General features: G+C 60.5%; 5 protein-coding genes. 4 read left to right on the forward strand and 1 reads right to left on the reverse strand.

The window, feature by feature from the left end; all coding sequences use genetic code 11:
• Nucleotides 1–604: 3'-5' exonuclease (locus QZY07_RS20810; protein WP_363184606.1), on the reverse strand; the 604-nt coding region annotated here is incomplete at its 3' end.
• A 99-nt stretch (nt 605–703) separates the two neighbouring features.
• On the opposite strand from QZY07_RS20810, the gene QZY07_RS20815 reads away from it, so the two are divergent.
• Genes QZY07_RS20815 through QZY07_RS20830 form a run of 4 tightly spaced genes read left to right on the forward strand, consistent with a single transcriptional unit; the run spans nt 704 to nt 5441 of the window.
• A complete protein-coding gene (locus QZY07_RS20815; RefSeq protein WP_295406845.1) occupies nt 704–925 on the forward strand; it encodes a hypothetical protein in 222 nt (73 codons plus the stop codon).
• Nucleotides 926–972: 47 nt separating this feature from the next.
• Nucleotides 973–2556, forward strand: coding sequence for a class I SAM-dependent DNA methyltransferase (locus tag QZY07_RS20820; RefSeq protein WP_295406854.1), 1584 nt, complete (start codon nt 973–975; stop codon nt 2554–2556).
• Complete coding sequence (locus QZY07_RS20825; protein WP_295406848.1) at nt 2546–3895, forward strand: restriction endonuclease subunit S; 1350 nt, start codon at nt 2546–2548, stop codon at nt 3893–3895. Before QZY07_RS20820 ends, QZY07_RS20825 begins: the two co-directional genes overlap by 11 nt.
• Nucleotides 3896–3938: 43 nt before the next feature.
• Nucleotides 3939–5441 carry an SIR2 family protein gene (locus QZY07_RS20830; protein ID WP_295406851.1) on the forward strand — a complete coding sequence of 501 codons (1503 nt, stop codon included), beginning with the start codon at nt 3939–3941 and terminating at the stop codon, nt 5439–5441.
• Nucleotides 5442–5559 lie beyond the last annotated feature (118 nt).

Genomic DNA, 5559 nt, shown 5'->3' on the forward strand with positions numbered 1-5559 from the left:
CCGCAGATCGTGCCACACAGCTTGGCAGCGCGCCCTTGGACGCTTTCTGGATCCGCCCCAGCAACGCATGCGTCACCGACTTCAGCGCAAAGCGACGCATCAACTCACGCTCCAGATACAGCGTCAGATGCGCGGCCATCTCGGCATCGGCCAGCGCGCGGTGAGCGCGCGCCGCGCTGGGCAATCCAGCCATGGCGACCAAACTTCCCAGCTTGTAGCTCGGCGCCTGTGGCAAGACCCGCCGGGCGACCAGCATCGAACAGACGAATGCCTGAGCGCGTGTGCGTCCAAGTCTCGCCAGTTCCGCATCCCAGAACTTGCTGTCAAAAGCCGCATTGTGAGCGACCAAGGGCACCGTGCCGACAAAGTCCGCCACCTCGGCCATGACCTGTTGGGCCGGGGGCGCCTGGCGCAGCATGGCGGTGCTGATGCCGGTCAGTTGGGTGATGAAGGCGGGCACGCGCACCCCGGCGTTCATCAGGCTCTGGTAGCGATCAACGATCTGGCCGTCGCGCACCAGGACGGCGGCAATCTCGGTGGCGCGATCCCCGCGATTGGGCGAGAGGCCGGTCGTCTCGAAGTCGATCACGGCGATGGTGTCTATCTCGGGTCTCCTGGAGGGCGTGCGTCAGTCGCGCCAGTTCAACGTGTGCGGTATATTGCAATCACACGCGCAGGATTGCCAACCGGGAGACAGTCACGAATGGCTGCGGTCAAGACTGAAACCATTACCTTCCGCATCCTGCCCGAGATCAAAGCCGCGCTGCGCGAGACGGCCGAGCAGGAACATCGCCGCCTCGCCAACATGCTGGAGGTGATGATCCGCGACGATTCCCGTCGTTGTCATTCTCCCGCTAACGGTCAGCCCGACGCGGCGATGCTCGCCGACCCCACCGAACACCCGAGCAGGTCTTGCGCCAGTTAGCCACGCGCCCGCTTACCTTCCAGACCTCCCAGGATGACGCATCGACCATGGCCGAGAAGAAGACCAACGGCAAGCCCGCGACCAACGGCGGCGATCTCGGCTTCGAGGCCGATTTGTTCAAGACCGCCGACAAGCTGCGCGGCAACATGGAGCCTTCCGACTACAAGCATGTCGCGCTGGGCCTGATCTTCCTCAAGCACATCTCCGACAGCTTCGAGGCGAAACACGACGCGCTGTTGGCCGAGTATCCCGAGGGTGCCGAGGATCCGGACGAGTACTCCGCCGAGAATGTCTTTTGGGTGCCGAAGGAGGCGCGCTGGTCCTTTCTGCAGGACACCGCCAAGCAGCCCGGCATCGGCAAGCGCATCGACGAGGCCATGCTTGCCATCGAGAAGGTCAACACCAGCCTCAAGGGTGTGCTGCCCAAGGAGTACGCGCGCCCGGCGCTCGACGCCGTGATGCTGGGCGAGTTGATCGACCTGATCTCGGGGATTGCGCTGGGCGAGGGCCAGGACCGCGCGCGTGATGTGCTGGGCCGGGTCTACGAATACTTCCTCGGCCAGTTCGCCGGCTCCGAGGGCAAGCGCGGCGGCGAGTTCTACACCCCGCGCTCGGTGGTGCGGGTGCTGGTCGAACTGCTGGAGCCCTTCCCCGATCCCAAGCGTCAGGTCAAGGGTCGCGTCTATGACCCCTGCTGCGGCTCGGGCGGGATGTTCGTGCAGGCCGAACGGTTCCTGGAGACTCACGGCGGACGCATCGGCGAGCTGGCCATCTACGGGCAGGAGTCCAACTACACCACCTGGCGGCTCGCCAAGATGAACCTGGCGGTGCGCGGCATCGACGCCGACATCCGCTGGAACTCCGAGGGCAGTTTCCGCAAGGACGAGCTGCCCGACCTGCGCGCCGATTTCATCCTCGCCAATCCGCCCTTCAACGTCTCCGACTGGGGCGGCGACAAGCTGCGCGAGGACGCCCGCTGGGTCTACGGCACCCCGCCGGCCGGCAACGCCAACTTCGCCTGGCTGCAACACATCCTGCACCACCTGAGCCCCAACGGCACTGCCGGCGTGGTGCTCGCCAACGGCTCCATGTCATCGAGCCAATCCGGCGAGGGTGACATCCGCAAGGCGATGGTCGAGGCCGACGTGGTGGACTGCATGATCGCTCTGCCGGGGCAGTTGTTCTATTCCACCCAGATCCCCGCCTGTCTCTGGTTTCTGGCCAAGAGCAAGGCTAACGGCGGACTGCGCGACCGGCGCGGCGAAGTGCTCTTCATCGACGCCCGCAAGCTCGGGCACCTGGTCGACCGCACGCGCAAGGAGTTGTCCAATGAGGACGTCGCGCGCATCGCGGATACCTACCACGCCTGGCGCGGCGAGACGGACGCGGGCCAGTACGCCGACATCCCCGGCTTCTGCAAGTCGGCGACGCGGGAAGAGATCCGCGGTCACGGCCACGTTCTCACGCCGGGGCGCTATGTCGGCGCGGCGGCGGTGGAAGAAGACGACGTGCCGTTCGAGGAGCGGTTCGCGGCGTTGCGGACTAAGCTGGAGGGGCAGTTGGATGCGGGGGAGAAGTTGGGGGCGGTAATTCGGGAGAAGCTAGAAGGAGTCGGGATCGATGAAGGTTGAGACACTAATCGGGAACCTGCCCGATGGCTGGGTGTATTCAACTCTCGGAGAAGTCTGTCGTGCGGGTGGCGGCGATATTCAAACCGGACCATTTGGAAGCCAGCTTCACAAATCTGACTATGTACCTGTCGGCATTCCTTCAGTCATGCCGCAGAATATAGGGGATAACCGCATATGTGAAGATGGCATAGCGCGTATCAAGCCTCTGGATGCGAATAGATTGACGCGATACTGCGTACAGCCAGGAGATATCGTTTACAGTCGCAGAGGAGATGTCGAAAAGCGCGCACTTGTGCGCGAACCTGAATCTGGTTGGCTTTGTGGCACTGGTTGTCTTCGTGTTCGCTTAGGCAAAAGAGGCCCTGATCCTCGTTACACGTCTTTTTATCTTGGCCACCCTTCAGTTCGGGAGTGGATTGTTCGCCATGCACATGGCGCAACCATGCCCAATCTGAATACGTCTATTCTGTCTGCTTGTCCTTTCGTAGTGCCGCCTCCTGCTGATCAAGAGGCCATAGCTTCGATACTTAGCGCCCTCGACGACAAAATCGAGCTGAACCGCCAGACGAACGCGACCTTGGAGGCGATGGCGCGGGCGCTGTTCAAGGACTGGTTCGTGGATTTCGGCCCCACGCGCGCCAAGGCCGAGGGCCGCGCGCCCTATCTCGCCCCGCACCTCTGGGAACTCTTCCCCGATGCCCTCGATGATGAGGATAAGCCGTTGGGGTGGGAAATTTCGACGATTGGACAAGAGGTGCAAGTCATCGGGGGCTCGACCCCAAGTACGAAGGAACCGGCTTTCTGGGGCGGTTGCATCAACTGGGCGACGCCCAAGGACTTATCTTCTCTGCAAACCCCTGTGTTGCTGGAAACAGCCCGAACCATTACTGAATCAGGTATGGAGAAGATCAGCTCCGGCCTGCTGCCGATTGGAAGCGTACTTCTTTCGTCTCGCGCACCGATCGGTTATCTCGCGGTATCCGAGATCCCTGTTGCGATCAATCAGGGATTTATTGCGATGGTTTGTCAAAAGCGACTATCCAACCTTTTCGTTTGGCTCTGGACTGGCGAAAACATGGAGGCGATTCTTCAAAAGGCGAACGGTTCGACCTTCCAGGAAATCAGCAAAAGCAACTTTCGCCCGCTTCCGGTCGTTATCGCCAGTAACACGTTACATAAAGCGTTCGATTCAATCGCCAGCCCGCTTTACATCAAGCTGGCTCAAAATGAACAGGAATCCCGCACCCTCGCCCAAACCCGCGATCTGCTCCTCCCCAAGCTGATGTCCGGCGAGATCCGCTTGCGCGAGGCCGAGCGGGTCGTGGAGGCGGTTCTTTGAAGGAGTCGGACGGTGCAATCCATTTTGCGCGAAAGGAAGACGAATGATTGAGCCGTTGCATTCTCTGGCCTTCTCGATACAGGCGAATCCCGGCGTCTATGCGGTTCTTCTCGGATCTGGGGTCTCGCGTTCCGCCAGGATCCCGACCGGCTGGGAAATCACGATTGATTTCGTGCGCAAGCTGGCCGAGGTATGCGGTGAGCCTTGCCAGCCCGATCCGGCAACTTGGTATCGCGAGAAGTATGGTCAGGAACCCGACTACTCCGATCTCCTGGATGCGCTCGCCAAAACGCCGGCTGAACGCCAACAACTGCTGCGGGGCTACATTGAACCGACTGAAGAGGAACGCGCAGAAGGCATCAAGGCACCGACCGCCGCACATCAGGCGATAGCAGGTCTCGCGGCGACAGGCCATATCCGCGTCATCGTCACCACGAATTTCGACCGGCTCATGGAAACGGCGCTGGCTGACGTGGGGATTGTGCCCACGGTGTTCAGCTCTCCAGATCAGGTGCACGGGGCAATGCCGCTGATACATACCCGATGTTGCGTCTTCAAAGTTCACGGCGATTACCTGGATACTCGGATACGCAACACGCCTAGCGAACTGGAGTCGTACCCACTCGAATTCGATAGTTTGCTTGATCGAATCTTCGATGAGTTCGGACTGATCGTCTGCGGCTGGTCGGCAGAGTGGGATCCGGCCTTACGTCAAGTCATCGAACGCTCGGTGTCCCGCCGCTTCAGCCACTTTTGGGCGCTTGTTGGAGAGCCCGGCAACGCGGCCAAACGCCTGATTGAGCACCGGCAGGCGCAGGCCATACGGATAGGCGGTGCCGACAGCTTTTTTTCCGAACTCACCCGCCTTGTCGAAGCCTTAAATCAATTCTCGCGTCCGCATCCACTGTCAACCGAAGCTGCCGTAGCTAGTCTCAAGGGCTATCTTGCCGAGACCAAGCATCGCATTCGTCTTGCCGACTTGATCAACGGCGAGGTCGAGCGAGTGCTCGAAGCCACCTCGGGACCAGCTTTCGCCGTCCAAAATGGCCCTGCACCGGACACAACTACGTTTACCGCGCGGGTGCGCGCTTACGAAGCCGCGTGCGAAACGCTGCTTGCGATGGCGGCTGTGGGCGGTTACTGGGTTGAGGACTGGCACGACACGATCTGGCAGAACGCCCTTGTACGGCTGGCGACTCAGCGTATCGAGGGCGGTTATGACGTGTGGGTCGAGTTGCAACGCTACCCTGCCACGCTGCTTTTTTATGCCTTGGGGCTTGGCGCGATCGAGGCGGGGGAGCGAGGACTTCTGTTTCTTAACCAACTATTTAGAACGCTCATCCATCGTGAACATAGGGAGGACAAAGCCGCAGTAGAGTTACTGCCGGCACTCTGCCTCTTTCAGCGCGGAACTGAGCCAGCGAAATTACTTGATGGCATGGATCGTCGTCATTTTCCACTCAATGATTGGTTATACAACTTTTTTCAGCATCGATATCGACATGCCATTCCCTCTATCGCGAGGCTCAGTACAGTACAAAACTAATCAAGCGCCACCATTAGGGCCAGGCGCGCCTCACGTCACACGCCACCGAGAAGGGTCGCCCGTCGAGCATGAATCCCAGCACACAGAGGAATTCGGCACTGCATTCGGCCAGTTTGGC

Origin of the sequence: uncultured Thiocystis sp. (assembly GCF_903866365.1) — a bacterium.
Classification (GTDB): domain Bacteria; phylum Pseudomonadota; class Gammaproteobacteria; order Chromatiales; family Chromatiaceae; genus Chromatium.

Excerpts from the sequence above, each read along its gene's own strand:
- QZY07_RS20820 (WP_295406854.1), top strand. The coding sequence starts at position 973 with ATGGCCGAGAAGAAGACCAACGGCAAGCCCGCGACCAACGGCGGCGAT.
- QZY07_RS20815 (WP_295406845.1), top strand. The coding sequence starts at position 704 with ATGGCTGCGGTCAAGACTGAAACCATTACCTTCCGCATCCTGCCCGAG.
- QZY07_RS20825 (WP_295406848.1), top strand. The coding sequence starts at position 2,546 with ATGAAGGTTGAGACACTAATCGGGAACCTGCCCGATGGCTGGGTGTAT.
- QZY07_RS20830 (WP_295406851.1), top strand. The coding sequence starts at position 3,939 with ATGATTGAGCCGTTGCATTCTCTGGCCTTCTCGATACAGGCGAATCCC.